This window comes from Haloplanus litoreus (assembly GCF_045690335.1).
GTDB classification, from domain to species: Archaea; Halobacteriota; Halobacteria; order Halobacteriales; family Haloferacaceae; genus Haloplanus; species Haloplanus litoreus.
Genome location: NZ_CP147874.1, coordinates 1,164,913 through 1,187,329, shown reverse-complemented (window position 1 = coordinate 1,187,329; position 22,417 = coordinate 1,164,913). Strand labels below are relative to the sequence as shown.

Annotated in this window: 22 protein-coding genes; 15 read left to right on the top strand and 7 right to left on the bottom strand. The window is 69.3% G+C overall.

The window, feature by feature from the left end:
* Positions 1 to 55: 55 nt before the first annotated feature.
* The 4 genes from V8686_RS06395 to V8686_RS06380 all read right to left on the bottom strand — a co-directional run bounded on the left by V8686_RS06395 (position 56) and on the right by V8686_RS06380 (position 1,991).
* Positions 56 to 412: a DUF5802 family protein gene (locus tag V8686_RS06395; protein ID WP_379703124.1), complete on the bottom strand. Its 357-nt coding sequence runs from the start codon at positions 410 to 412 to the stop codon at positions 56 to 58.
* Between the two features lie 76 nt (positions 413 to 488).
* Positions 489 to 755: a hypothetical protein gene (locus tag V8686_RS06390; protein ID WP_379703123.1), complete on the bottom strand. Its 267-nt coding sequence runs from the start codon at positions 753 to 755 to the stop codon at positions 489 to 491.
* Positions 745 to 1,785 (bottom strand): zinc-binding dehydrogenase, encoded by a 1,041-nt coding sequence (locus tag V8686_RS06385; RefSeq protein ID WP_379703122.1) that lies wholly within the window; start codon positions 1,783 to 1,785, stop codon positions 745 to 747. Before V8686_RS06385 ends, V8686_RS06390 begins: the two co-directional genes overlap by 11 nt.
* Before the next feature lie 47 nt (positions 1,786 to 1,832).
* Positions 1,833 to 1,991 carry a hypothetical protein gene (locus tag V8686_RS06380; RefSeq protein WP_379703121.1) on the bottom strand — a complete coding sequence of 53 codons (159 nt, stop codon included), beginning with the start codon at positions 1,989 to 1,991 and terminating at the stop codon, positions 1,833 to 1,835.
* 101 nt (positions 1,992 to 2,092) lie between these two features.
* On the opposite strand from V8686_RS06380, the gene V8686_RS06375 reads away from it, so the two are divergent.
* Together V8686_RS06375 and ilvD are read left to right on the top strand one after the other, a co-directional pair.
* Positions 2,093 to 2,659: a MogA/MoaB family molybdenum cofactor biosynthesis protein gene (locus V8686_RS06375; protein WP_379703120.1), complete on the top strand. Its 567-nt coding sequence runs from the start codon at positions 2,093 to 2,095 to the stop codon at positions 2,657 to 2,659.
* A 62-nt stretch (positions 2,660 to 2,721) separates the two neighbouring features.
* Entirely contained in the window at positions 2,722 to 4,482 is a 1,761-nt protein-coding gene (ilvD, locus tag V8686_RS06370; protein WP_379703119.1) for a dihydroxy-acid dehydratase, read from the top strand.
* Positions 4,483 to 4,621: 139 nt separating this feature from the next.
* Here the strand turns inward: ilvD and V8686_RS06365 are convergent, their stop codons facing one another.
* Positions 4,622 to 5,785, bottom strand: coding sequence for a lycopene cyclase domain-containing protein (locus V8686_RS06365; protein WP_379703118.1), 1,164 nt, complete (start codon positions 5,783 to 5,785; stop codon positions 4,622 to 4,624).
* A gap of 83 nt (positions 5,786 to 5,868) precedes the next feature.
* Here V8686_RS06365 and V8686_RS06360 point away from each other — a divergent pair, with 83 nt between their 5' ends.
* The 7 genes from V8686_RS06360 to V8686_RS06330 all read left to right on the top strand — a co-directional run bounded on the left by V8686_RS06360 (position 5,869) and on the right by V8686_RS06330 (position 12,589).
* Complete coding sequence (locus V8686_RS06360) at positions 5,869 to 7,086, top strand: CaiB/BaiF CoA transferase family protein (protein ID WP_379703117.1); 1,218 nt, start codon at positions 5,869 to 5,871, stop codon at positions 7,084 to 7,086.
* Entirely contained in the window at positions 7,086 to 8,189 is a 1,104-nt protein-coding gene (locus V8686_RS06355; protein ID WP_379703116.1) for a LeuA family protein, read from the top strand. Before V8686_RS06360 ends, V8686_RS06355 begins: the two co-directional genes overlap by 1 nt.
* A 78-nt stretch (positions 8,190 to 8,267) precedes the next feature.
* The gene (locus tag V8686_RS06350) at positions 8,268 to 10,298 is read left to right on the top strand and encodes a glycosyltransferase family 39 protein (protein ID WP_379703115.1); all 2,031 of its coding nucleotides are present in this window, start codon (positions 8,268 to 8,270) and stop codon (positions 10,296 to 10,298) included.
* A 66-nt stretch (positions 10,299 to 10,364) separates the two neighbouring features.
* Positions 10,365 to 10,976 (top strand): translation initiation factor IF-2 subunit beta, encoded by a 612-nt coding sequence (locus V8686_RS06345; protein WP_379703114.1) that lies wholly within the window; start codon positions 10,365 to 10,367, stop codon positions 10,974 to 10,976.
* Between the two features lie 110 nt (positions 10,977 to 11,086).
* Positions 11,087 to 11,800, top strand: coding sequence for a fumarylacetoacetate hydrolase family protein (locus tag V8686_RS06340; protein ID WP_379703113.1), 714 nt, complete (start codon positions 11,087 to 11,089; stop codon positions 11,798 to 11,800).
* 37 nt (positions 11,801 to 11,837) lie between these two features.
* Positions 11,838 to 12,086, top strand: a complete 249-nt coding sequence (locus V8686_RS06335; protein ID WP_379703112.1) for a DUF7385 family protein — start codon at positions 11,838 to 11,840, stop codon at positions 12,084 to 12,086.
* 68 nt (positions 12,087 to 12,154) lie between these two features.
* Positions 12,155 to 12,589 (top strand): universal stress protein, encoded by a 435-nt coding sequence (locus V8686_RS06330; protein ID WP_379703111.1) that lies wholly within the window; start codon positions 12,155 to 12,157, stop codon positions 12,587 to 12,589.
* On the opposite strand, the gene msrB is transcribed toward V8686_RS06330, so the two are convergent.
* Positions 12,586 to 12,993, bottom strand: coding sequence for a peptide-methionine (R)-S-oxide reductase MsrB (msrB, locus tag V8686_RS06325; RefSeq protein WP_379703110.1), 408 nt, complete (start codon positions 12,991 to 12,993; stop codon positions 12,586 to 12,588). The genes V8686_RS06330 and msrB overlap by 4 nt on opposite strands.
* Before the next feature lie 40 nt (positions 12,994 to 13,033).
* Positions 13,034 to 13,711, bottom strand: coding sequence for an HAD family hydrolase (locus V8686_RS06320; protein ID WP_379703109.1), 678 nt, complete (start codon positions 13,709 to 13,711; stop codon positions 13,034 to 13,036).
* Between the two features lie 107 nt (positions 13,712 to 13,818).
* Here V8686_RS06320 and V8686_RS06315 point away from each other — a divergent pair, with 107 nt between their 5' ends.
* The 6 genes from V8686_RS06315 to V8686_RS06290 all read left to right on the top strand — a co-directional run bounded on the left by V8686_RS06315 (position 13,819) and on the right by V8686_RS06290 (position 22,390).
* Positions 13,819 to 14,424: a hypothetical protein gene (locus tag V8686_RS06315; RefSeq protein WP_379703108.1), complete on the top strand. Its 606-nt coding sequence runs from the start codon at positions 13,819 to 13,821 to the stop codon at positions 14,422 to 14,424.
* A 135-nt stretch (positions 14,425 to 14,559) separates the two neighbouring features.
* Positions 14,560 to 16,161: a DUF7827 domain-containing protein gene (locus V8686_RS06310; RefSeq protein WP_379703107.1), complete on the top strand. Its 1,602-nt coding sequence runs from the start codon at positions 14,560 to 14,562 to the stop codon at positions 16,159 to 16,161.
* A gap of 51 nt (positions 16,162 to 16,212) precedes the next feature.
* The gene (locus V8686_RS06305) at positions 16,213 to 17,268 is read left to right on the top strand and encodes a lamin tail domain-containing protein (RefSeq protein ID WP_379703106.1); all 1,056 of its coding nucleotides are present in this window, start codon (positions 16,213 to 16,215) and stop codon (positions 17,266 to 17,268) included.
* A 123-nt stretch (positions 17,269 to 17,391) separates the two neighbouring features.
* On the top strand, positions 17,392 to 19,020 hold the full coding sequence (locus V8686_RS06300; protein ID WP_379703105.1) for a COG1361 S-layer family protein: 1,629 nt from the start codon (positions 17,392 to 17,394) through the stop codon (positions 19,018 to 19,020).
* A gap of 57 nt (positions 19,021 to 19,077) precedes the next feature.
* A complete protein-coding gene (locus V8686_RS06295; protein ID WP_379703104.1) occupies positions 19,078 to 21,453 on the top strand; it encodes an efflux RND transporter permease subunit in 2,376 nt (791 codons plus the stop codon).
* Positions 21,454 to 21,478: 25 nt separating this feature from the next.
* Positions 21,479 to 22,390 carry a dihydrodipicolinate synthase family protein gene (locus tag V8686_RS06290; protein ID WP_379703103.1) on the top strand — a complete coding sequence of 304 codons (912 nt, stop codon included), beginning with the start codon at positions 21,479 to 21,481 and terminating at the stop codon, positions 22,388 to 22,390.
* Positions 22,391 to 22,417 lie beyond the last annotated feature (27 nt).

The window sequence follows — 22,417 nt, the reverse complement described above, 5'->3', positions numbered from 1 at the left end:
CACACGAGTGAGCGGCAGGGTCTTCTACCCTGTGGCTCGGGGGAGCGGAAAGGGGTCAGACGGCCTCGTCGGTGGCGCCGCCGGGGTCGTACCCCGAGTAGCGCAGGAGTTCGGCGGCGCGATCCGGTTTGGCGAGAAACACCTCACAGCGATCCGGGAGGTCGGTTTCGGTGACGCTCGGGGGGAGGCCGAGCGTGCCGGAGGGGACGCCCTCCTCGCCGAGCACCGGGAAGTGGCGCCCATCGAGTTTCATCACGAGGGGGGCGTCGAGGCGTTCGACGCCCTCGCCCGTGGCGTACAGGCGTTCGTTCATCCGTTCGTGGTCCGTCCGGTGGATGACGGCGTGGTCGCCGTCGTGGGGCTGGACGTACAGCCGTCCCAGGTAGTAGCCGGCGGAGAACTCTTCGAACATGCGATTCGGTACACGTTACCATGCGACATGGTATAAGTCTTGTCGGCAGGATTTATCACGAACCGCTCGCGGCCCGCTAGCGGCGGTTCTTCATGGACCAGACGGCGACCAGTCCGAGGATGACCGCGGGGATCATCGGCAGGACGAGCATGGCCGTCCGGTAGTGTGCGCCGAGGACGCTCCCGCCGGCGGGCCAGAGATACACCGATCCGGGAATCACGAGGACGGCGAGGACGACGGCGGCGACCAGCACCCACCCCGCCCAGCCGACGTCGGCGGGTTCGTCGTCGGGGTCCGGTGTATCCCCGCGCGGGTCGACGACCGGACCGCCGTCAGCGCTCACTGTCCGGAACGACGACGACTTTGCCGAATCCCTCGCGGTTCTCCAGGCGTTCGTGGGCGCGGGCGGCCTCGCTCATCGGGAGGACCTCGCGGATTCGTGGCTCGAAGGTGCCGTCCCAGACGAGTTCGAGGACGTCGTCGACCTGTCCGGGGGTGGCCATCGTCGAGCCGATCACCTCCAGTTGGTTCCAGAAGATGCGGTTGATGTCAGTCTCGGGGTTCGGACCGGTCGTCGCACCACAGGTGACCAGACGGCCGCCCTTCGCGAGGCTCTTCAGTGAGTCCCGCCACGTCGCCGCGCCGACGTGGTCGACGACGACGTCGACCCCGCGGCCGTCGGTCAGCGAGCGGAGTTCGCTCGCGAAGTCGTCGCTCTCGTAGTTGATGGTGTGGTCGGCGCCGAGGTCCGCCGCGGCCGCGAGTTTCTCGTCGGTGCTGGCGGTGGCGAACACGTCGGCACCGAGGTAGTCGGCGATCTGAACGGCTGCGTGCCCGACGCCGCCCGAGGCGCCGAGGACGAGGACGGACTCGCCGGGGCCGAGGGCGGCGCGGTCGACCAGCATCCGCCACGCGGTGCCGAAGACGAGCGAGGCCGACCCCGCGACCGTCCAGTCGACGCCCTCGGGAACGGACACGAGGTTGTCCTCGGGGACCGCGAACTCCTCGGCGTGGACGCCGGGGACGTGTTCGCCGATGATGTGGAAGGAGACGCACATGGAGGGGTCGCCGTGGCGGCAGAACTCGCAGTCGCCGCAGGCGACGCCGGCGGTGACGGTCACACGGTCGCCGGGTTCGAATCGGGTTACGTCGGGGCCGACTTCGCGGACCACACCCGCGGCGTCGCTCCCGGGGACGTGGGGCATCTCCAGGTCGATGCCGGGCAGTCCCCGGCGCGTCCACACGTCGAGGTGGTTGAGGGCGCCGGCCTTCACGTCGACGCGAACCTCGTCCCGCCCCACCTCGGGGTCGGGGACCTCGCCGTACTCGAGTACGTCGGCATCGCCGTGTTTCGCGAAGTGGACCGCTTGCATACCCGATGGAACCACGGCGACCGACAAAACGCTGTGGTTCGGCGGACTCACCCGCTGGTCGTGTTCGTGCTCCCACACTCGGGACAGCGCGTGAGCGACCCGAGCGACGGGTGCGTCGCCGTCTCCCAGTCGTCGCTTCCGGGCGGCGCCGTGAATCCACACTCGTAACACGTCACGCGAGTCGCGGTGGTGGCATCGTCGACCATACGCGCGGCTACGGTGCGGGCGTCCAAAGGTGTTACTCGGCCGACGTGACCGCGCGGCCGATCGGGCACGGCTTTTGTGGACGGCTCCCGAACGCTCGCGCATGGGCGACGACCACGACCACGGACACGAACATCACGGGGAGGACGACGACCACGACCACGGACACGGTCACCACCACCACGACGTCGAGACGCTCGGCGCCGCGATACTGACCGTCACCACGTCGCGTACGCTCGACGACGACCCGGCGGGCGACGCCATCGTCGCCGCGTTCGAGAACGCGGGCCACGACGTCGTCACCCGGGAACTCGTCGGCGACGACTACGACCGGGTCCAATCCGCCCTGAACAACCTCGCGGGCCGCGGGGACGTGGACGCCGTCGTCAGCACGGGGGGAACGGGTGTGACGCCGGACGACGTGACCGTCGAGGCGGCCCGCCCGCTGTTCGAGAAGTCGCTCCCGGGCTTCGGCGAACTGTTCCGGCGCCTCTCCTACGAGGAGATCGGGACGAAAGTCGTGGGCACGCGGGCCGTCGCCGGCGTCGCCGACGGAACGCCCGTCTTCTGCCTGCCGGGGAGCGAGAACGCGGCGACGCTGGGCGCCGAGGAGATCATCGTCCCCGAGGCCGGTCACCTGTCGGGGCTGGCGAGTCGGGACGAGGATTGAACGAGCTACCCGTCTGGGAGTTGGCGTCAGGGTTTAAGTCCCCGGGCGGATAGGGGGTTCACATGAGTCAACAGGAACCAGAGCGAACGGAGTCCGAGTCCGAGTCCGCGGAACCCTACCCCGGAGGCAAGGACCCGGATCTCCGCAGCAGCGAAGTGACCGAAGGGCGGGACCGCGCCCCCCACCGGTCGATGTTCCGCGCGATGGGCTTCGACGACGAGGACCTCTCGTCGCCGATGGTGGGCGTCCCCAACCCCGCCGCGGACATCACACCGTGTAACGTCCACCTCGACGAGGTGGCCGAGTCGGCCATCGACGGCATCGACGAGGCGGGCGGCATGCCCATCGAGTTCGGCACGATCACCATCTCCGACGCCATCTCGATGGGGACCGAGGGAATGAAATCCTCGCTGATCTCCCGCGAGGTCATCGCGGATTCGGTCGAACTCGTCTCTTTCGGCGAACGAATGGACGCTCTCGTCACCATCGGCGGCTGTGACAAGAACATGCCCGGGATGATGATGGCCTCCATCCGGACCGACCTGCCCTCGGTCTTCCTCTACGGCGGGTCGATCATGCCCGGCGAACACGAGGGTCGTGAGGTCACCATCCAGAACGTCTTCGAGGGCGTCGGCGCCGTCGCGTCCGGCGATATGAGCGACGACGAACTCGACGATCTCGAACGGCACGCTTGCCCCGGTGCCGGCTCCTGTGGTGGGATGTTCACCGCCAACACGATGGCCTCGATCAGCGAGGCCATCGGCTTCGCCCCCCTCGGCTCCGCCTCCCCGCCCGCCGAGGACGAGGCCCGCTACGAGGTGGCCCGCGAGACGGGCGAACTCGTCGTCGACGTGATCGAGGCGGACCGCAAGCCCTCCGATTTCCTCTCGAAGGAATCCTTCGAGAACGCCATCGCCCTCCAAGTCGCGATCGGTGGCTCGACCAACGCCGTCCTCCACCTGCCGGCGATGGCGGCCGAGGCGGGCGTCGACCTCGACCTCGAGGACTTCAACCGCATCAGCGAGCGGACGCCCAAGATCGCCAACCTCCAGCCCGGCGGCGAGCGCGTGATGAACGACCTCCACGAGGTCGGCGGCGTACCGGTCGTCCTCCGCGAACTGCTCGAAGCGGACCTGCTCCACGGCGACGCGCTCACCGTGACGGGCGAGACGATAGCCGAGGCCATCGAGCGCTACGACCCACCCGCCGTCGCGGAGCTGGACGTCGACTTCCTGCACACTGTCGACGACCCGATCCACGAGCGCGGCGCCATCCGCATCCTCTCCGGTAACCTCGCCCCCGAGGGGGCCGTCATCAAGATCACCGGCGAGGACCACCTCCACCACGAGGGCCCCGTCCGAATCTTCGACGAGGAGGAAAACGCCATGGAGTACGTTCAGGAGGGGCACGTCGAGTCCGGCGACGTGATCGGGATCCGGAACGAGGGTCCCCGCGGCGGCCCGGGCATGCGCGAGATGCTCGGCGTCACGAGCGCCGTCGCCGGCCAGGGTCACGCCGAAGACGTGGCGCTGTTCACAGACGGGCGGTTCTCCGGTGCGACTCGCGGCTTCTCCATCGGCCACGTCGCCCCCGAGGCGTTCGTCGGCGGTCCCATCGCGGCGCTCGAAGACGGCGACGTGATCACCATCGACATCGACAACCACGAACTCTCGGTGGACCTCTCCGACGAAGAGATTGAGGAGCGCCTCGCGGACTACGACCCCGAACCGAGCTACACCTCGGGCGTCCTCGCGAAGTACGGCCAGATGTTCGGCTCGGCGGCCAACGGCGCGGTGACGAATCCCAGCGCGAAGCAGGACTGATCGGGACTGCTGGCTCGCTCCGCTCGCCAGCAGATCGGGGTCCTCCAGCGTTTGCGACGAGTGGTCGCGACCGGGAAGGGCGACCCGCGGACGGAAACGGTGGAACTGGCGCGGTGACGACCCCCGGCGCGAAGCGGGACTAGTCGTCCAGCAGTCCGCGCAACGTTTCGTGGACGCCGACGACCATCGTCGGCACGACGAGCATGAACAGGTGTTCCTCCAGCGGAATCCCCAGCAGATCGATCCCCGTCCGCATCGGGATGGCGAACACGCCGACTTCGAGCGTGTACCAGTCCCACACGTAGGCGGCGGGGTAGAGCACGGCGACGGTCCGCGCGGCGGCCCACACGGCGCCGGCGCGCACGACCAGTGCAACGGCGGCCGTTCCCCACAGCACCTCCGTGGCGAGGTAGGTGTACGGTCCGAAGGCGGTGATGTCGGGCAGGGAGAGACCGGCGAACGGCCGGAACCACACGGCGACGACGAGGAGCGCGAAGAAGAGATAGGAGGCACGCACGAGGAGCATCGTCGCCAGTTCGGCGTCGGCCCGGCGGGCGATCAGGGAGACGGCGACGAAGGGAACGACGGCGAGCGCCGAGCCACGGGGCACGACGCCGGTGGCCGACAGGGCGAGGACGGCAACCATGCCCGCACCCATGAGCGTCCCGGCGACGCGGCGGGCACCCTCGCGGCCGACGACGACGGCGACGGTCCGCTTGTCGACCGAGCGGTCGTAGTCGTAGTCGGTGGCGTCGTCGACGACTTTGATCCCCGCGAGGACCGTCACGAAGACGGCGGCGAAGGCGAGGGCGGCCGTCGATAGCGTCCGAGCCTGCACGTAGTAGCCGCCGAGGAGGGCAAAGCCGATACCGACCGGGTAGCCGAGCGTCGCACCGACGGGGGTGGTGTCCAACTGTGGCGCGTGGAGGACGGCGACCACCCATCCCGGGAGGGCGATGACGGCCGCGACGGGGTCGACGAAGACTGCGAGCGCAACGACGCCGGCGAAAAACAGCGTTGTCGACCCGAAGAGCACGAGGTGACAGCCCCGCCGCGTCAGCGGGTGGTCGTCGTCCTCGCCACGGTGGTGGAAGTCGACGAGGCCGTCCTTGACGTGAGCGGTGTAGAGGGCCGTGAAGGCGACGGCGAGGTGGAGACCGGCGAGGCGGGGCGATCCGACCCCCCCGAGGACGGCGCCGAACCCCGAGGCGGCGAGCGGCGGCGCCATGAAGACCGGGTGGACCTGCGAGGCGACGGCGTCGAGGGTCGCTCGGGGGCCGGAGCCGTGCCGGGCGATGGCCATGCGAGTGTGAGTACGTCCCACACCACCATATACTGCAGGCCGATGTCGACAGCTTATCCCACCCCCGACCGTACCGCCCGGCCATGACCGCACGCGAACGACAGGGACCGCTCGACGGCCTGCGGGTCGTCGACTGTTCGGGCATGATCGCCGGGGGCTTCGCCACGACGCAGTTGGCCGACTTCGGCGCGGACGTGATCAAGGTCGAACACCCCGAGGGAACCGATCCGCTCCGCGAGTGGCCACCCTACGACGAGGGGGTGTCGCTCTGGTGGAAATCCATCGGTCGGAACAAGCGGTGTGTGACGCTCGATTTGAGTACCGCCGAGGGGAGCGCACTCCTCCTCGACCTGATCGCCGACGCGGACGTGCTCTTCGAGAACTTCCGCCCGGGGACGATGGAGAAGTGGGGACTGGGTCCCGAACGACTCCACGAGGAGAATCCGGGCCTGATCGTCGTCCGGCAGTCGGGATACGGCCAGACGGGTCCCCGGGCGGAGAAACCCGGTTTCGGCACCGTCGCGGAGGGGATCACGAACTGGGCGCACGTCAACGGCTTCCCGGACAGTAAACCGCTCCTGCCGCCGATCAGCCTCGGGGACCTCACCGCCGCGAGCTTCGCCGTACAGGGGGTCATGTTCGCCGTTTTCGAACGCGACGTCGGGCGGGCGGGCGGGAGCGGCGAGGGACAGGTGATCGACATGAGCCTCTACGAACCCCTCTTCCGGCTCTTCCTGTCGGAGGTGGAGGCGTACGACAGGCTGGGTGAAGTACGGGAGCGGATCGGCAACCACCACGAGAACGCGGCGCCGCGGAACGTCTACGAGACGACCGACGGCTACATGACGCTCTCGGCGTCCGCCCAGTCCATCTTCGAGAACGTGGCCGACGCCATCGGCCGCCCGGACATCGTCGACGACCCGCGCTTTGTCGACAACGAGAGCCGCGTCGAACACGCCGACGAACTCGACGAGATCATCGAGGGGTGGACGCGCGAGCGCTCGACCGAGGCGGCCATCGAGGCGATGGAGGCCGCAGACGCCATCGCGGGCCCCGTCTACGACATGGCCGACATCTTCGAGGACGAACAGTACGCGGCCCGAAACGACATCGTCGAGGTCGAGGACCCCGACCTCGGATCGCTGAAGACGGCGGCGCCGGTGCCGCGGTTCACGCGTACACCCGGCGCCGTCGAACACGCCGGCCCCGGCCACGGGCAACACAACGACGAGGTGTTCCTGGAGGAGGTCGGACTGACCGAAGCGGAGTACGAACGCCTCCGCGAGGCGGGTGTGATCTGATGACGGTCACGCTCCGCGACGTGACGATCCGTGAGGGCGCCCAGATGCCCGGCCGGGAGTACGACGTCGAGGCACGGGTGGCCGCCGGACGGGCGCTCGACCGACTCGGCCTCGACGCGATTCAGGCCGGCTTCCCCGCAGTCGGCGAGACGGACCGTGCTGCCATCCGCCGACTCGCCGGTGAAACCGACGCGAGCGTCGTCGGTATCGCCCGAGCCAGAACCGCGGACGTAGACGCCGCGCTCGACGCCTCGGCGGACGTGATCGAGGTGTTCGTCCCCACCTCGGACCGGCACCTCGAACACGTCCTCGGGAAGTCCCGCGAGGAGATGGTGGCGATGACGGGCGAGGCGCTCGACCGGGCACGGGACGGGAGTGTCGCCGTCCACCTGACCCTCGTTGACGGTTTCCGGACCGACCCCGCCCAGCTCGCGGCGGTCTTCGACGCGTTCCCGTCGGTGCCGACGATCACCGTCGCGGACACGGTTGGTGCGCGGACGCCGGACCACGTGCGGGAACTCGTGGCCGACCTGCGGGCTCGCGGCGTCGACGGCGACCGACTCGGCGTGCACTTCCACGACGACCTGGGGGTCGCGACGGCGAACACGCTGGCGGCGGTTGATGCCGGCGCGACGACGGCGGACGTGAGCGTGGCGTCGCTCGGCGAACGGGCCGGTAACGCGGCGCTCGAACGGGTGGTAGTGGCCAACGCCGTGGACGGCGACGGTGACGGGGCCGACTTCGACCTCGACCGGTCGGCGCTCGTCCCGGCGTGTCGGGCGACCCTGGACGCGCTGGGCGAGTCGGTCGACCCGCGGACGCCGGTCCTCGGCGAGGCGGTGACGACCCACGAAGCGGGCATCCACACCGCCGCGATGCTCCACGACCCGGGGACGTTCGAACCGTACGATCCCGCGACCTTCGGCGGCGAACGCCGTCTCGTCTTCGGCCCGGGGAGCGGTCGGGGGAGCGCCCGCGCACTCCTCGAACGTGCGGGGATCGACCCGACCGACGAACGGGTGGCCCGCCTGCTCGACCTGCTGGCCGAGCGCGGCCCGATGGACGAGGCGACGGCGACGACGCTCGTCGACGACGAGTTCTGAGCGGTCACGACAACGTTTTGTCACTCCCGCACGTCGCGTCAGTGGAATGAGCTCTCGCGCCGGAGCGGGGGACAGCGCGTGACCGACGGCGGGACGGGACTGCGTGACCGACTCCCCCCGCTACGACACCGTCACCTGCTCCTCGCGGCGTTGGCCGTCCTCGTCGCCGTCCGTCTGTTCTCGCTCCCAGCGGTGGTCCACCCCGACGGGGTCGCTCTGCTCTCGAACGATCCGTACTTCTACCGGACGCTGGTGGACCGCACCGTCGCAGGACCGTTCGCGCTCCCGGCCCGGGCACGGGTCGGTGAACCCCTGTTCGTGGCGACGCTCGCGGCGGCGACGGTGCTCGTCGGCTCGAGCGGCGTCGCCCTCGCCGTCTATCCGCTCGTCGCCACCGTCGTCTCGGGGGTGCTCGTCTACGCGACGGCGGCACGGATCACCGACGACTTCCGCGTGGGCCTCGCGTCGGTGTTGTGGCTGGCGACGATGCCGGTCCACGCCTGGCGCACGTCGCTCGGCGGCGGCGACCACCACGCCTTCGACTACCTCTGGGTGGCGCTGACGCTGTACTGTCTCGTGGCGTTGCTGGGGGAGGCGGAGCGGAATCGGCGGCGTGCGGCGCTCGGACTCGGCGTCGCGGTGGGGGCGCAGGTCCTCGCCTGGGAGGGCGGCCCCCTGCTCGTCCTCCCCGCGGCCCTCGGCGTGGGCGCCGTCCCCCTCGTGCGCGGGCCGACGGCCGAGACGGCGCACCGCCTCCGGCCGGTCGTCGGGGGGTTCGTGCTCGCGTCCGTCGTCGCCGTCGGCGTGCACGCACTCCTCGGCTGGCAGTCCTGGCCCGTCGTCGCCGTTCCCGTGCTGTGTGCGGTCGGTGGGGCGGGGGCGGTGGGGCTGACTCGCGTCGCCGCCCGGACCGCCCGGCCGCGAGCGGCCTACGCCGTCGGCGGCCTCGTCGGCCTCGGCGTCGTCGCGTCGCTGTGGTTCGGTGCATCCGCGTTCCGCGCCGAGGCGACGGCCGGCGCGGCCTTCCTCGCGAGGCCGGGCACCTGGGAGATGGCGGGGCTGTTCGAGGACTTCGGCCCCGTGTTGGGACCGGTGATCCTGCTCGGCTACGCCCCGTTCGTCGCGCTCGCCGCCCTGCCGTCCGTCGGCCGTCGGATACGCGCCGGCGACGCCGGCTGGCTGTTCGTGCTGACCTACGCGCTGGTGTTCGGGGCGCTCGCCGTCTCCCACCGGCGCTTCGCTGGCGAGTTCGCGGCGCCGCTCGCCATCCTGGCGGGGATGGGGCTGGTCGTCCTGCTCTGGAGCCTCGGAGTCTGCCGGTCGGTCCTCGCGGCGGGGCGCCCGGACGGCGAGGAGCGAGTATCACTCCCCGGCCGGCGCCGAACCCTTCTGCTGGCCGGCGTCTCGGTGGGGGCGTACGCTCCCGGCACGCACTTCACACGCCTCGTCGTCGAGGAGAGCGTCGTCGATCCGCGACTCTACCGCGCCGCGCGGTGGATCGAGCGGTACGCGCGACGGCCCGGCCTCGACTACCCGGAAAACTACGTCCTGAGCGAGGAGGGGCGCAACCGGATGTTCAACTACTTCGTCAACGGACGGGGGCTGTCGACCCCGTTGGCGGCCGAGACGTACGTTCCGCTGTTGACCACCGAGCGCCTGTCGTCGTGGTACGGACGGCTCGCCGACCGCGTGGGGTTCCTCGTCGTGCGTACGGTGCCGGCCTACGAGTCCGCGGGCGAGAGCCTGGTGGCGGGACCGCCGGCGAACTACCGGCAGCTCCACCACCACCTCGGGAGTGCCGCGGACGGCTTGGACGGCGTGGCCCACTACCGCGCCGTCTACGCGAGTCCCGACGGCTTCGTCTCCGTCTTCGAACTCGTTCCCGGGGCGACGATCACCGGCCGTGACCGCCCGGAGGATCGCGTCGTCGTCGAGACGACGGTGTCGCTCCCACACGGATCGCTCGACTTTCGGCGGCGGACCGAAGCGGCTGCCGACGGCACGTTCACCGTCACCGTCCCCCACCCGGGGCAGTACACGGTCGGGGAGCGGACGGTCCGGGTGACCGAACGGGCGGTGCGAGCCGGTGCGACGGTGTCCGTCGAGTGACCGTCCGACGTGGCGTGTGAGCGCGGCTCACGGAACGGATTTAGGATGCGAGACCCTTTCGTGTCCATGAACTACGATTCTGCCCTCGACCGGGCCTACGATACGCTGCCGGAGCGAACGCGCGAGGCGGGCGACCGTCTCCAGGTACCCGACCCGGTCGGCCAGACGGACGGCGCCTTCACGCGGCTGACGAATCTCGGCGACATCGCGGAGGCGCTGGGTCGCGAACCCGAACACCTCCACCGGTCGATCCAGCGGGAACTCGGGACCAACGGCCAGTTCGACGGCGACCGGGCGCGGTACAACGGCTCTTTCACCGCCGACGAGTTCGACGCCGCCATCGACGCCTACGTCACGGAGTACGTCACGTGTTCGGAGTGTGGCCTGCCGGACACTAACCTCGTCCGCGAGGACGGCGTCGACATGCTCCGTTGTACGGCCTGTGGGGCGTTCCGACCGGTCGCGAAGCGGCCGAAACAGACGTCCGACGCCAGCAAGCCCACCCTCGAGGAGGGCCAGACCTACCAGTTCCAGATCACGGGCACGGGCCGGAAGGGCGACGGCGTGGCCGAACGCGGCAAGTACACAATCTTCGTCCCCGGCGCCCAGGAGGGGCAGGTCGTCGAGGCGTACATCGAGAACATCAGCGGGACGCTGGCGTTCGCGCAGTTGGCCTGAGACGGGTCGTCGCGAGTCGTCACCGACAGTTCGCCGGCCCGCGTCGGCGAACGACGACGGCGGTTCCCGTGAACCGAAACCCATAGCCGCCCGGCCGCCGTCGTCGGCCCATGCGACTGGCACGCATCTCCACCGCGAAGGGACCCATCGCCGGCGAGTACGACGACGGCGTCGTCCACGCCGACGGCGACACCTACGTGGTCGGCGAGGACGGGCACCTGATGGCACCGTGCGATCCCGCCGCGATTTTCTGTACCGGCCGAAACTTCGGCGCGAAGATCTCCCAGATGGGCGAGGGTGACCAGCCCGACCGCCCGGACTGGTTCATCAAGCCGCCACACGCACTCCATCCACCCGAGCACCCGATCCAGTACCCCGACTGGGTGAGCGAGTTCACCTACGCGGGCGAACTCGCGGCGGTGATCGACGAACGCTGCCACGACCTCGCCGTCGACGAGGTGGACGACGCACTCCGCGGCTACACCATCCTCAACGACCTCGACGCCTACGACCAGGATCGCCGGACTGCGCGGAAGGCGTTCGACGGGTCGGCGCCGCTGGGGCCGTGGATCGAGACCGACGTGGACCTCGACGGAACGGCGATGCGGACGATCATCTCGGGCGAGCAACGGCAGTCCGCGACGACCGACGAGATGCTCTTCTCGCCGTCCGAAATCGTCGCCTTCCTCTCGGAGCGGTACACCCTCCGCCCGGGCGACGTCGTCTCTTTCGGGAGTCCGGCCAATCCGGGACTGCTCGAACGGGGCGACACGGTCCAGATCACCTACGAGGGCGTCGGCACCCTGCGGAACACGGTCGAGTAGCCGTAACGCATTTCGCCGCCGCGCCCGCCCACGGCACATGGCCGAACGCCTCGACCTCGCCGACGGGTTCGACGTACACGACTACCGGTCACACCTGAAACTCGACACGCAGGACGGGTCGTCGATGTACCTGGAGAACCGGAAAGACCTGAAGTGTCCGGCCTGTGGCCGCGCGTTCGACCGCCTGTTCGTCTCCGAGGACGACCGGGTCACCTTCGGCAACCCGCCGGACGCCCCGTTCTGTCTGGCACGGACGGCCGAGAAACTGCTGCTTATGACCCACTGACGGAGCGAGACGACGCGAGCGCGGAACCGAAAAGGGTGTGGGTGTACGCACGGAACCCGTCGGTAACGATGTACGAGGACATCCTGGTTCCGACGGACGGGAGCGAGTCGATGGAGACGGTGGTCGACCACGCGGCCGACATCGCCGCGACGCGCGACGCGACGGTACACGTGCTCTACGTCGTCGACGACCGCTCGTTCCTGACCCTGCAGGACGGCATGAAAGACGATGTGGTGGACGAACTCCGGGCCGAAGGCGAAGCCGCCACCACGTCGGTCGCGGGGCGTCTCGAAAGCGAGGGGATCACCGTGCGGACGCGGATCCGGAAGGGCAACCCCGCCGACGAAGTCCTGGCCTACGCCGACGAGGCGGGAGTCGACCTCGTCGTGATGGGTACCCACGGCGCCGACTACCAGCAGAACATGCTCGGCAGCGTCTCACAGAAGGTCGTGACGATGTCCGACGTGCCGGTGCTCACCGTCAACATCGCCGAGCAGGACTAGTCCTCGGGGTCGAAATCGAGGGCGACGGAGTTGATGCAGTAGCGCTCTCCGGTCGGGTCGGGGCCGTCCTCGAAGACGTGTCCGAGGTGGCCGCCACACCGGGCACACAGCACCTCGGTTCGGGTCATCCCGTGGCGAGTGTCGGTCTCCAGTGTCACGGCGCCCTCGACGGCGTCGTAGAAACTCGGCCACCCGGTGCCGGAGCCGAACTTGGTGTCGGCGTCGAACAGGGCCGCCCCGCACCCGGTACAGGTGTAGGTGCCGTCCGCCTTGCGGTCGAGATGGTCGCCACTGAACTTCGGTTCCGTACCGCGTTCGCGGAGGATGTGGTACTCGTCGTCGGTCAGGCGTTCGCGCCACTCGTCGTCGGACAGGTCCGCGAGGGATCGCTCGTTCTCGCTCATACCGGTCGTTGGGACCACAGACGGATAGCCTCGGCGCCCCCTACGCCCCACCCCGGGTCGGCACGCCGTCGATGGCGAGGAGGTCGGATAGGCCGTCGAGTTCGTAGGTCGGTCGGACCGACAGGTCGTAAGACTCGCGGTGGGGTCGGCGGAGGAACGCAGCATCGAGGCCGGCGGCCCGAGCCGCGAGCACGTCCGACTCGCTGTCGCCGACGAAGAGCGCGGAGTCGGTGTCCAGATCCGCGAGCGCCCGGCGGAGGTAGTAGGGTTCGGGCTTCTTGCGCTCGAGACTCCGGATCGTGGGATCGCGACCGTAGGCCGTCTCGAAGAGGTCGCGGGTCGCGAAGAAGTCGTGCATGAAGTCCACGGTGACCTGCTGGTTCGAACTGACGATGCCGCGGGGCGCGTCGACGTCGCGGATGGCGTCGAAGTCGTCGTAGAGGCCCGCCCGCCCGGCGCGGAGTTCCACCCGCTGGGCGTGCGAGGAGTGGTAGTCGCGAGCGCGCCAGAATCGCGCCGGATCGAGATCGTACCGCCCGCACACCGTCACGAGGGTGTCGGGCGTGACGCCGATGGCGAGTCGGTCCACGTCGTCCGGGTCCGGATCGGGAACCCCGAGCGCGTCGAACGCCTCCCACGTCGCGCGCCGGAGGACCGGCCGCCCCATCGGCTCCACGAGGACGCCGTCGTTGTCGAACAGGACCGCCTCGTAACTCATACCTCAACGTAGGGGCCGGCGACGAAAAGCGTTTCACCGACGGGGGCCGCGAAGCGGGATGGCGCGCAACGCGGGGTTTAATTCGGTCGCCCCCGATGTCCGCCTCGATGGTCGACGACCGTGTCGGACGGCGAGCGTTCCTCGGTGTCGGCGTCGGACTGCTGGCGTCGCTGGCCGGGTGCGGGCGACTGTTCATCGAACCGGAGACGACGACCACGCCCGGCGGTGGCGAGACGCCGGCGTCGACGGCCACGCCGACGGCGACGCCGGCCCCGACCGTTCGACCCGATCCGACGGCGACGGCCACGCCGAGCGCCGCTCCCCTGCCGAGCGACGACATCGAGGTTCGAAACCGTATGCTCCGGATCCAGCGGAGTCAACTGGAGAAGTTCGCGCTCGTGACCTACCGGTTCGACGTGGAGAACGTCGGTCGTCGGACGATCAGGGACGTGGAGTTCCGGGTGGACGTCCGGTACGAACACGAGGAGTTCTCCCGCATCGTCGCCACCGACTACCCCAGATTCGTGTTCGATCCGACCGACGGTGGCACGGACGATGGAGGGAGCGACGAGTCGCGGGAGGGGCTCCAGAACGGGGAGACCGACCGGGTCCGAGAGACCGTACGGTTCGAGCGCGATGGGCGGGCGGAGAACTCGACCGTCGCCGACCGCTTCGACCTCGAACTCTCGGTTCGGCGGATCCGCTACCTCTGAGACGGGTCGTTGTAAGTCAGTACCGGTGGGTCGCCGGACAGCCTCGGCGACACGCCGGTAAACAGTTACAATACTCCGGATGAGGCGTGAATCGCTCCACAAGATACTTAGCGGGCAGTGGGATACCCTCACACGATGGGGAGGCAATCGCAATTATCACGGACCGTCCGCCGGGCGGTCGTCGGACTCGTCGTCTGTAGCCTCCTGCTCACGTCGGTCTTCGGGAACGGAGTCGTCACGGCACAGGACGCCGACACCCTCCAGTTTACGGGGGCGGTCACGACGGAACAGCGGGGTGACGTGGCCCCGCTGTCGATGCGGATCGGGGACAGAGAGCGAGTGACGCTGATGGTTCGGGCCCCCGACGGGAGCTACGATACCCGCATCCGGGCGAGCGACGCGGACGGCGACGGCCGCGTCACGGTCACGCTCAACACCTTCCGCGCCGCCTGGGCGGCCGACGAGTCGGCGGCCTACGACGTCGGCGCGGGCGACCGACTCACCTCGGTCGACCGCCGAACTGATCGGCTGGACGGCCCGCTACCGACGGGGCGGTACAACCTCGTCGCCGTCGCCGGCAGCGACAGCACCTCCGCGACGCTGGTCGTGGAGCCCGGGACCGTCGGCTCGGCGACGGCGTCGACGATTCCGCGGGACCGGTTCGACGCGGCCGACGCGAGCGCGCTCCCGAAGACGGAACGATTCGAGACGGGACGGGTCGCCGTCGGTGACCACGCCGTCGTCGCCATCAACGCCAGCGGCGTCGGCGGCGTCCTCGAGTCGACCCACCCGCCGGGCGAGAATCTCGTGTATCCGACCGACAGCACCCCCGGCGCGACCACGACCCACACCGTCGGCATCGACGTCGACCGGGCGGTCGACCTCGAGACGGTCACCGTCGAGTACGACGGCGGCGTTCCGGCCGCACTCGGCCGCTTCGACGCCGACCGGATCCGCCACCTCGGTGTCGACAGGGACGGGGACGGCATCGTCGAGACGGATCTGCGGACGGCTGTTACCGACGTCACGGCCACGGACGGGGCGCTCGAGATCGATCTCGACACCGAAGTGACGGTCGCCGCGAACGAGACGCTCCGCCTCCAGTACCGGGCGACGAACCCCGGTGAGGCGGGAACCCACGGGGTCCGTGTCACCCTCGGTGACGGGGTCGAGCGCGACGGCCAGGTGGTGTACGGAGTCGCCGGCCGTGGCACCCTCGGCTACGGCATCGACCTCGGTCTGACGGTGGACGGCGACCGGACGGTTGTCGATCCGCTGAGCGCCGTCGAGTACCACTACGACGGCGACCGGCTGTACGCAGTCGTCGACACCGCGACGCTCCCGGTGGGCGAGCGATACGGCGTCGGCCTGATCCGGTGGGGGGCGAGCCCGCTGGGCACCGAGACGCAGGCGGCCGGCACGGGTGTCGAACTCACCGAGCGTCGGGCGACGCTCGTCGACCCGACCCCGGAGGACCCCTTCGTCGTCGCGGGCGGCGAGACGACGTTCCGGCTGGAGACGACGCTCGCGCCGACCACCGAGGTGGTGGTCGAGGTGTCCGGGACGGACCCGAACAGCTTCCTGTTCCAGCAGTCCACGCGGGTGGGACCGGACCGACGACTCTCGACGACGTTCGACCTGCCGTCGTCCACCACCCGACAGTCGATCACGGTTCGGGTCGTCGACGACGGCCGGACCCTGGAGCGAGAGCGGGGCACCGTCGAGGCGAATAATTAAGGCGGTCGGTTGCCCATCGTAACTATCTCGATACCGCCCGGCACCGCTCCCATGCTCCCGCTCGTCGCCGTCGCGTTCGGACTCGCACTCGTTCTCGTCTGTGGCGCGTACGCCGTCGCTCGCGTCGACGCCGTCGACGGCCGAGCGGCGCTGGTCGTGGCGGTCGGGCTACTGGCCGTCGGCGGCGTGGTCGCCGCGACGGCGCCGGTCGATCCCGCCACGACGGACACGGCCGGCGACGCGGCAGCCGTCGGTGAGCGCTCGCCGGCGACGGCGGTAGCGACGGCCGCCGAAGGCGGGGACCGAACGCCGGCGACGGGGACGAACGCGACGGGCGACGGGACGGTGGTCGGCGTCGGCACGGGCGACCGGCTGACCTACCGAACGCCCGCCGGGTCCCAGCGGACGGTCCGACTGGCCGGCGTCGACGCGCCGGGAATCGACGGCGGCGACCCGCGACGGTTCGACGGCGTCCTGACCGGGGACCGGGGACGGACGTGTCTCGCCGACTACGGCCGGCGCGGACTGGTGTCGCTCCGAACGGACCTGCTCGACCGGTCGGTGACCGTCGACATCGTCGACCGGGCGAACGGCGTGCGCACCGCCGTGGTGTCCGTCGACGGGCGGTCGATCAACCGACAGATCGTGGAACGCGGCTACGCGCGGGCCACGAACGACCGCTACGCGGACGCGGAGCGAGCCGCTCGGGCGGCCGAACGGGGACTCTGGTCGTGTACGGTCGTCACCCCGGAGCGACCGCTCCGCGAGTCCAACGAGTCGACCGTGCGCATCGCCGCCATCCACCCCAACCCGCCGGGCGACGACGCGGCGGCGTTGACCGAGGAGTACGTCGTCCTGGAGAACGCCGGGCGCGTGACCGTCGACCTCTCGAACTGGTATCTGATCGACGGCGACGGCCACACGTACTTCTTTTTCGACGGCCGCGAACTCCACCCGGGCGAGCAACTCGTCTTGCACGTCGGCGAGGGCCAGTCGACCGACGGGCACGTCTACTGGAACGCCCCGCGACCCGTCCTCGACAACGACCACGACTCGATACGGCTCGTCGATGGCGACACTGACCGAGTGGTCAAGGTCAGCTACTGAGAGCGAACCGCTAACCTGCGCGACGGTGACCGCTAACTCGAAAAACTCCAATTCAGTTCAACACTGTTGCTGTTTGGTTTTACCAATCGTCATCGTTATCATCGGCCGACCGCAGATGCCACCATGAGGCGGATTACGGTCCTGGCGGTCGTCGGCCTACTGCTGGTCGCACCGGTCGTCCCCGCAGTCGCGTCGAGCGTCGTCACGGGGAACCCGGAGTTGAGTTACAGCGTCGCCGACGATACGTTCACGGCGAACGAAGAGACCAGACTCACGGTCGTCGCCACCAACGACGGGAACATCGAAGACGGGGGCGTCGGTCGGTTCGAAGAGCAAGTGCAGACGGCTCGGAGCGTCCGGATGGACGTACTCGAAGGGCGGATCGACGCGCCCATCGACGTGAAAACGGGGACGGTGACGACCGGCAGCATCGGGCCGGGCGGCGCCGCCGAGTTCGGGTTCAGTCTGGAGATCGGCGACGCCGACCCCGGTACGTACACCGTGCCGGTCGAGGTGAGCTACCGCCACGCACGGGCAGTCATCTACGAAGGGCCCAGTTCGGCGCCGACGGAAACCGAGTACGTCTGGCTCGACAAGGAGCGGACGGTCGAACTGACGATCACGATCGAGGAGCGATCCGAGTTCGACATCGTCTCCGAGGGGACGAACGAGCTGTTCGCCGGCGACACGGGATCGCTCGCCTTCACGATCAAAAACTCCGGCACGCAGACGGCACGGAACGCGACGGTGCGGTTGACGTCACGGGCGTCCGGACTCTACTTCGGCAGTCCCGCCACTCCGGAACGGGAGAACGGCGTGTTCGTCGAGTCGCTCGAACCGAACGAGACCCGCCGGGTGTCGGTACAGGTCGGGGCGACCGACGACCTCTCTCCGGGTACCTACCCGGTCGACACCGTGGTCTCCTATCGGGACACGAACGACATCGGAAAGCAGTCGGACACGCTGACGACGGGGGTGCAGGTCCGGCCGGAACGCAGTTTCGCCATCGAGAACGTGGAGACCGAAAACTTCCGCGTCGACGAGTCCGAAGCGCGGCTTACGGGGCAGGTGACCAACACGGGCACCGGCGTCGCCCGGAACGTGGTCGTGCGGATGGACGATCAGGGACCGGTGATGCCGACGAACGGCGAGTCGGCGGTCGGCACGCTCGAACCGGGCGAGTCGGCCGACGTGAGCTTCACCGCGGCCATCGCCGGTGACGCCGAACCCGGCACGAACTCCTTCCCGTTCGAGGTGGAGTACGAGAACGCCGACGGCGACCTGCGGACGGCATCGAACCCGATCCGGAAGACGGTAGCCGTCGAACCGGAGCGCGACAGGTTCCAGGTGTCGAACGTCTCGACGTCGGTGACGCCCGGCGGGACGGCACAGCTCAGCGCCGAGGTGACCTACGTCGGCGACAGTCCCATCTCGGCCGTCGACGCCCGCCTGTTCACGAGCGATCCGCTCTCCACCTCCGACGACGGGGCCTTCCTGGGGCGGATGGACCCCGGTGAGACGAGGACCGCCACCTTCCGGGTCAGCGCGACGAGCGATGCGCTTCCCAAGGAGTACGGTGCCTCGGTCGAGGTTCGATACGACGAAGCGGACGGCGACACGGAGTTCACCGACGGCATGGCAATCGGCGTCGGCGTCGAGGAGTCCGCCGGTGGACCGCCGGTCCTCCCCATCGTGGGCGCCCTGGTCTTGCTCGTCGTGATCGGTGGCGGCATCTGGTACCGACGACGATGATCGATCCGTCGACGGTCGCGGGCGTGAGCCACCGTCGACACCCGGGGGTGGACTGAGTTGCACGCGCTCCGCTCGCTGTTCCGCACGGTGGGCCACGAGATTCAGGCTCACCCCGTCGCCACGCTGTTGGTCGCGGCGGTACTCCTCTTCGCCGCGTTCGGGGGCGCCGCACAGATCACGAGCGTCACGGGAGATCAGGCGTTCACCGGCGAGAACCCGACCCTGGAGACGTTCAACGAGGCGTTCGACCGTGGGTCGATCTCCGTGTTACTCCGGGGCGAGACGACGGACCCGGCGACGGTCAGAGCCATCGACAGGTTCGACGAACGGATGTCCACGGTCGAGAACGTCGCCTACGTCTCCAGCCCGGCCGACCGCGTCCGGGCCGAGTACGGGCGGATCCCCGACTCACAGGCGAAGATCGAACGCGTCGTGGGCTCTCCCGACGTGGTGTTCGTGCGGGTGGTCTTCGACACCGGCCTCACCCAACCGGAGGAGCGACCGATCTACACGGAGGCGCTGAACGCCGAGGAGTGGGCCCGCTTCCCCGCCGGAGTCGACGTGATCGTCACGGGATCGGCGGCCTTCTCCGCCCAGCTGTCGGAACTCATCAGCCAGAGCACCAACCAGTTGCTCGGGCTGGCGGTGGGGCTCATGATCGTCGCGCTCTTTTTCCTCTTCCGGGGGGTGCGACTCCGACTCCTGCCCATCGTCGCGGTGTTCACCGGCGTGCTCTACACGTTCGGCGCCATCGGCTACGCGGGGATCCCCAACTCCACCCTCACGAGTTCCGTCTTCCCCATCCTGATCGGGCTGGGTATCGACTACTCCGTGCAGTTTCACGAGCGCTACGAGGAGGAGTTGGAGTCGGCGCCGCCACGAGAGGCGCTCCCGCGGGCGCTGGCCGGCATCGGCCCGCCCGTGTTCATCGCGATGCTCGCCGCCGCGTTCGGCTTCGGCGCGACGTGGATTTCGACCCGCGGAACGCCCGCCTTCGTCTGGTTCGCCCAGACGTCGATGTTCGGCGTGCTGCTCACGTTCCTCGCGGGACTGCTGGTCCTGCTCCCGGTGTTGACGCTGTACGCACGGTTCCGGCGGCGTGGCCTGGGCGAACTCGGTCTCCGTGAGCTCACGGACGGCGGGGCCGACCGGGAGGCCACACTGAGCAGCGGCGTCGGCCCGGAAACGGCCCCGGACGACGGGGCCGACTCGGCGGAGACACCGGCAGTTGCCCCCGACGCCAGCGGCACGGACCCGACCGACTCCGAACGGGTCGGCACCGTCGGGCGGACGCTCGGCCGGACGTCGCGAACGCTCGCGGCCAACCCGGGGGTCGTGTTGCTCGTCGCCCTGCTGTTGATGGGGGCGGGGTTCCAGGCCGGACAGGGGCTGGAGACGCTGGCGGACACCGAGGAGTTCGTCCCGCAGGATCTGCCGGCGTACGTGGACCTCCAGCAGTTCCGCGCCCAGACGGGCGGCGGCTCGGCCGTCCAGTACGACGTGGTCGTCACGGGGAGCGAACTCACCCACCCGGCGGTGTTGGAGTGGATGCAACGGTTCGAACGAGTCGCCGTGGGTGCGCCGCTGATCCAGGGGGTCGACTCCCCGGCGACGCTCGTGGCGGAACACAACGGCGGCGAGATCCCCGAGACGCAGGCCGGCGTCGAGCGCGTCCTGTCGGCGGTTCCCGAACGGGAACGCACCCGCTACTACAACGACGGCTACGCCCACATCACGGTCATCGGCGCACAGGACATGGAGACGGGCGAGACGCTGTCGTTCATCTCGAACGTGAAGGAGACGCTACGGTTCAGCAACCCGCCGCCGGGCGTCGATCCGACGCTCACCGGGACGGCGGCCATCACGCCGCCGTCGGTCGTCGATCAGATCGAGAGCCGGAACGTGACGACGGGACTCGGCGTCCTGTTCGTCTTCGGCCTGCTACTGGCGTACTACCGGAATCTCGTGAAGGCGGTGGCGCCGCTGGTGCCGATGGTGTTCGTCATCGGGTGGCAGAACCTCTACATGGCGGCGCTGTCGATTCCGGTTTCGCCCCTCGGTGCCTCGCTCGGCGCCATGACCGTCGGCATCGGCGCCGAGTACACCATCATCGTGATGGAGCGGTACTACGAGGAGAAAGCCCGGGCGGGAACGAGCAAACTCGACGCGGTGGAGACGGCAGCCACCCGCGTCGGGAAGGCCATCTCCGTCTCCGGAATGACCACCGTGTTCGGGTTCTCGGCGCTGACGCTCTCGCCGTTCCCGATCCTCGGGGACTTCGGCTACCTGACCGTCGGGGTCATCTTCCTGACGCTGGTGGCCGCGCTGGCGACGCTCCCGCCGACGCTGATCGTCCTCGACGGGGTGGCAGAGCGCCTCGGACCGCTGTTCGGTGACCGTGACGGCGACGCCACGGTACAGGGGAACGCCTAACTTACCCCACGTCGAAGCGGTGAACATGCCCACTGCACCCGCAGATTCGGAGTACGGCACCACACTCGTCCCGACGGTAACGCCCTTCTCGAACGGATCGGTCGACGCCGAGGCGGTAGCCGACCTGTCCGAGTTCGTCCTGGAGAACGGCGCCGACGGCCTCATTCCCTGTGGGACGACCGGCGAGTTCGCCAGCCTCACCCTCGACGAGTACGAGACGGTCGTATCCACGAGCGTCGAGGCGGCCGACGGCGCGCCCGTCCTCCCGGGAGCCGGCCATTCGAGCGTCGCCGGCACGCTGGAACGCATCGGCGTGGCGGCCGACTGCGGTGCCGACGCCGTGCTGATCGTCCTGCCGTACTTCCACGGCGCGAACGACCCCGCCGGCAACGAGCGGTTCCTCCGTGCGGTCCTCGACGAGACCGAACTGCCGATCGTTCTCTACAACATCCCCTCCTGTGTCGGGCAGTCCATCGACGCCGACCTCGTGGAGGCCGTCGCCGACCACCCGAACCTCGCAGGGATGAAGGACACGAGTGGCGACCTGACGCACCTGCTCGAGATCATCCGACGGACGGGCGACGACTTCCACCTGTTCCAGGGGTGGGACAGCCAGCTCGTCCCGGCCGTTTCGATGGGCGCCACCGGCGGAATCAACGCGGTGTCGAACTACTTCCCCGGCATGATGGCGGAGGCGATCGACGCTGCGGCCGCGAACGATATCGGTCGCGCACGCGACCTCCAGTTGAACCACATCGCACCCCTGTTCAACACCTCGCTCGAGTACGGGTTCGCGCCGACGACGAAGGCGGCGCTGGTCGAACGCGGCGTCATCGACGACGACTCGGTGCGGCCGCCGCTGGTCGAACTCGACGACGACCAGGTGGCGACGGTTCGTGACGTACTCGGGGAAACCCTCGGCGTCGAAGCCGAATAGAGCCGCGAGGCTTATCCTTCGTGCCGT

Coding starts and splice junctions, on each gene's coding strand:
- V8686_RS06395 (WP_379703124.1), bottom strand. CDS start 412: ATGTTCGAAGAGTTCTCCGCCGGCTACTACCTGGGACGGCTGTACGTC.
- V8686_RS06385 (WP_379703122.1), bottom strand. CDS start 1,785: ATGCAAGCGGTCCACTTCGCGAAACACGGCGATGCCGACGTACTCGAG.
- V8686_RS06380 (WP_379703121.1), bottom strand. CDS start 1,991: ATGGTCGACGATGCCACCACCGCGACTCGCGTGACGTGTTACGAGTGT.
- V8686_RS06375 (WP_379703120.1), top strand. CDS start 2,093: ATGGGCGACGACCACGACCACGGACACGAACATCACGGGGAGGACGAC.
- ilvD (WP_379703119.1), top strand. CDS start 2,722: ATGAGTCAACAGGAACCAGAGCGAACGGAGTCCGAGTCCGAGTCCGCG.
- V8686_RS06365 (WP_379703118.1), bottom strand. CDS start 5,785: ATGGCCATCGCCCGGCACGGCTCCGGCCCCCGAGCGACCCTCGACGCC.
- V8686_RS06360 (WP_379703117.1), top strand. CDS start 5,869: ATGACCGCACGCGAACGACAGGGACCGCTCGACGGCCTGCGGGTCGTC.
- V8686_RS06355 (WP_379703116.1), top strand. CDS start 7,086: ATGACGGTCACGCTCCGCGACGTGACGATCCGTGAGGGCGCCCAGATG.
- V8686_RS06345 (WP_379703114.1), top strand. CDS start 10,365: ATGAACTACGATTCTGCCCTCGACCGGGCCTACGATACGCTGCCGGAG.
- V8686_RS06340 (WP_379703113.1), top strand. CDS start 11,087: ATGCGACTGGCACGCATCTCCACCGCGAAGGGACCCATCGCCGGCGAG.
- V8686_RS06335 (WP_379703112.1), top strand. CDS start 11,838: ATGGCCGAACGCCTCGACCTCGCCGACGGGTTCGACGTACACGACTAC.
- V8686_RS06330 (WP_379703111.1), top strand. CDS start 12,155: ATGTACGAGGACATCCTGGTTCCGACGGACGGGAGCGAGTCGATGGAG.
- msrB (WP_379703110.1), bottom strand. CDS start 12,993: ATGAGCGAGAACGAGCGATCCCTCGCGGACCTGTCCGACGACGAGTGG.
- V8686_RS06320 (WP_379703109.1), bottom strand. CDS start 13,711: ATGAGTTACGAGGCGGTCCTGTTCGACAACGACGGCGTCCTCGTGGAG.
- V8686_RS06315 (WP_379703108.1), top strand. CDS start 13,819: ATGGTCGACGACCGTGTCGGACGGCGAGCGTTCCTCGGTGTCGGCGTC.
- V8686_RS06310 (WP_379703107.1), top strand. CDS start 14,560: ATGGGGAGGCAATCGCAATTATCACGGACCGTCCGCCGGGCGGTCGTC.
- V8686_RS06305 (WP_379703106.1), top strand. CDS start 16,213: ATGCTCCCGCTCGTCGCCGTCGCGTTCGGACTCGCACTCGTTCTCGTC.
- V8686_RS06300 (WP_379703105.1), top strand. CDS start 17,392: ATGAGGCGGATTACGGTCCTGGCGGTCGTCGGCCTACTGCTGGTCGCA.
- V8686_RS06290 (WP_379703103.1), top strand. CDS start 21,479: ATGCCCACTGCACCCGCAGATTCGGAGTACGGCACCACACTCGTCCCG.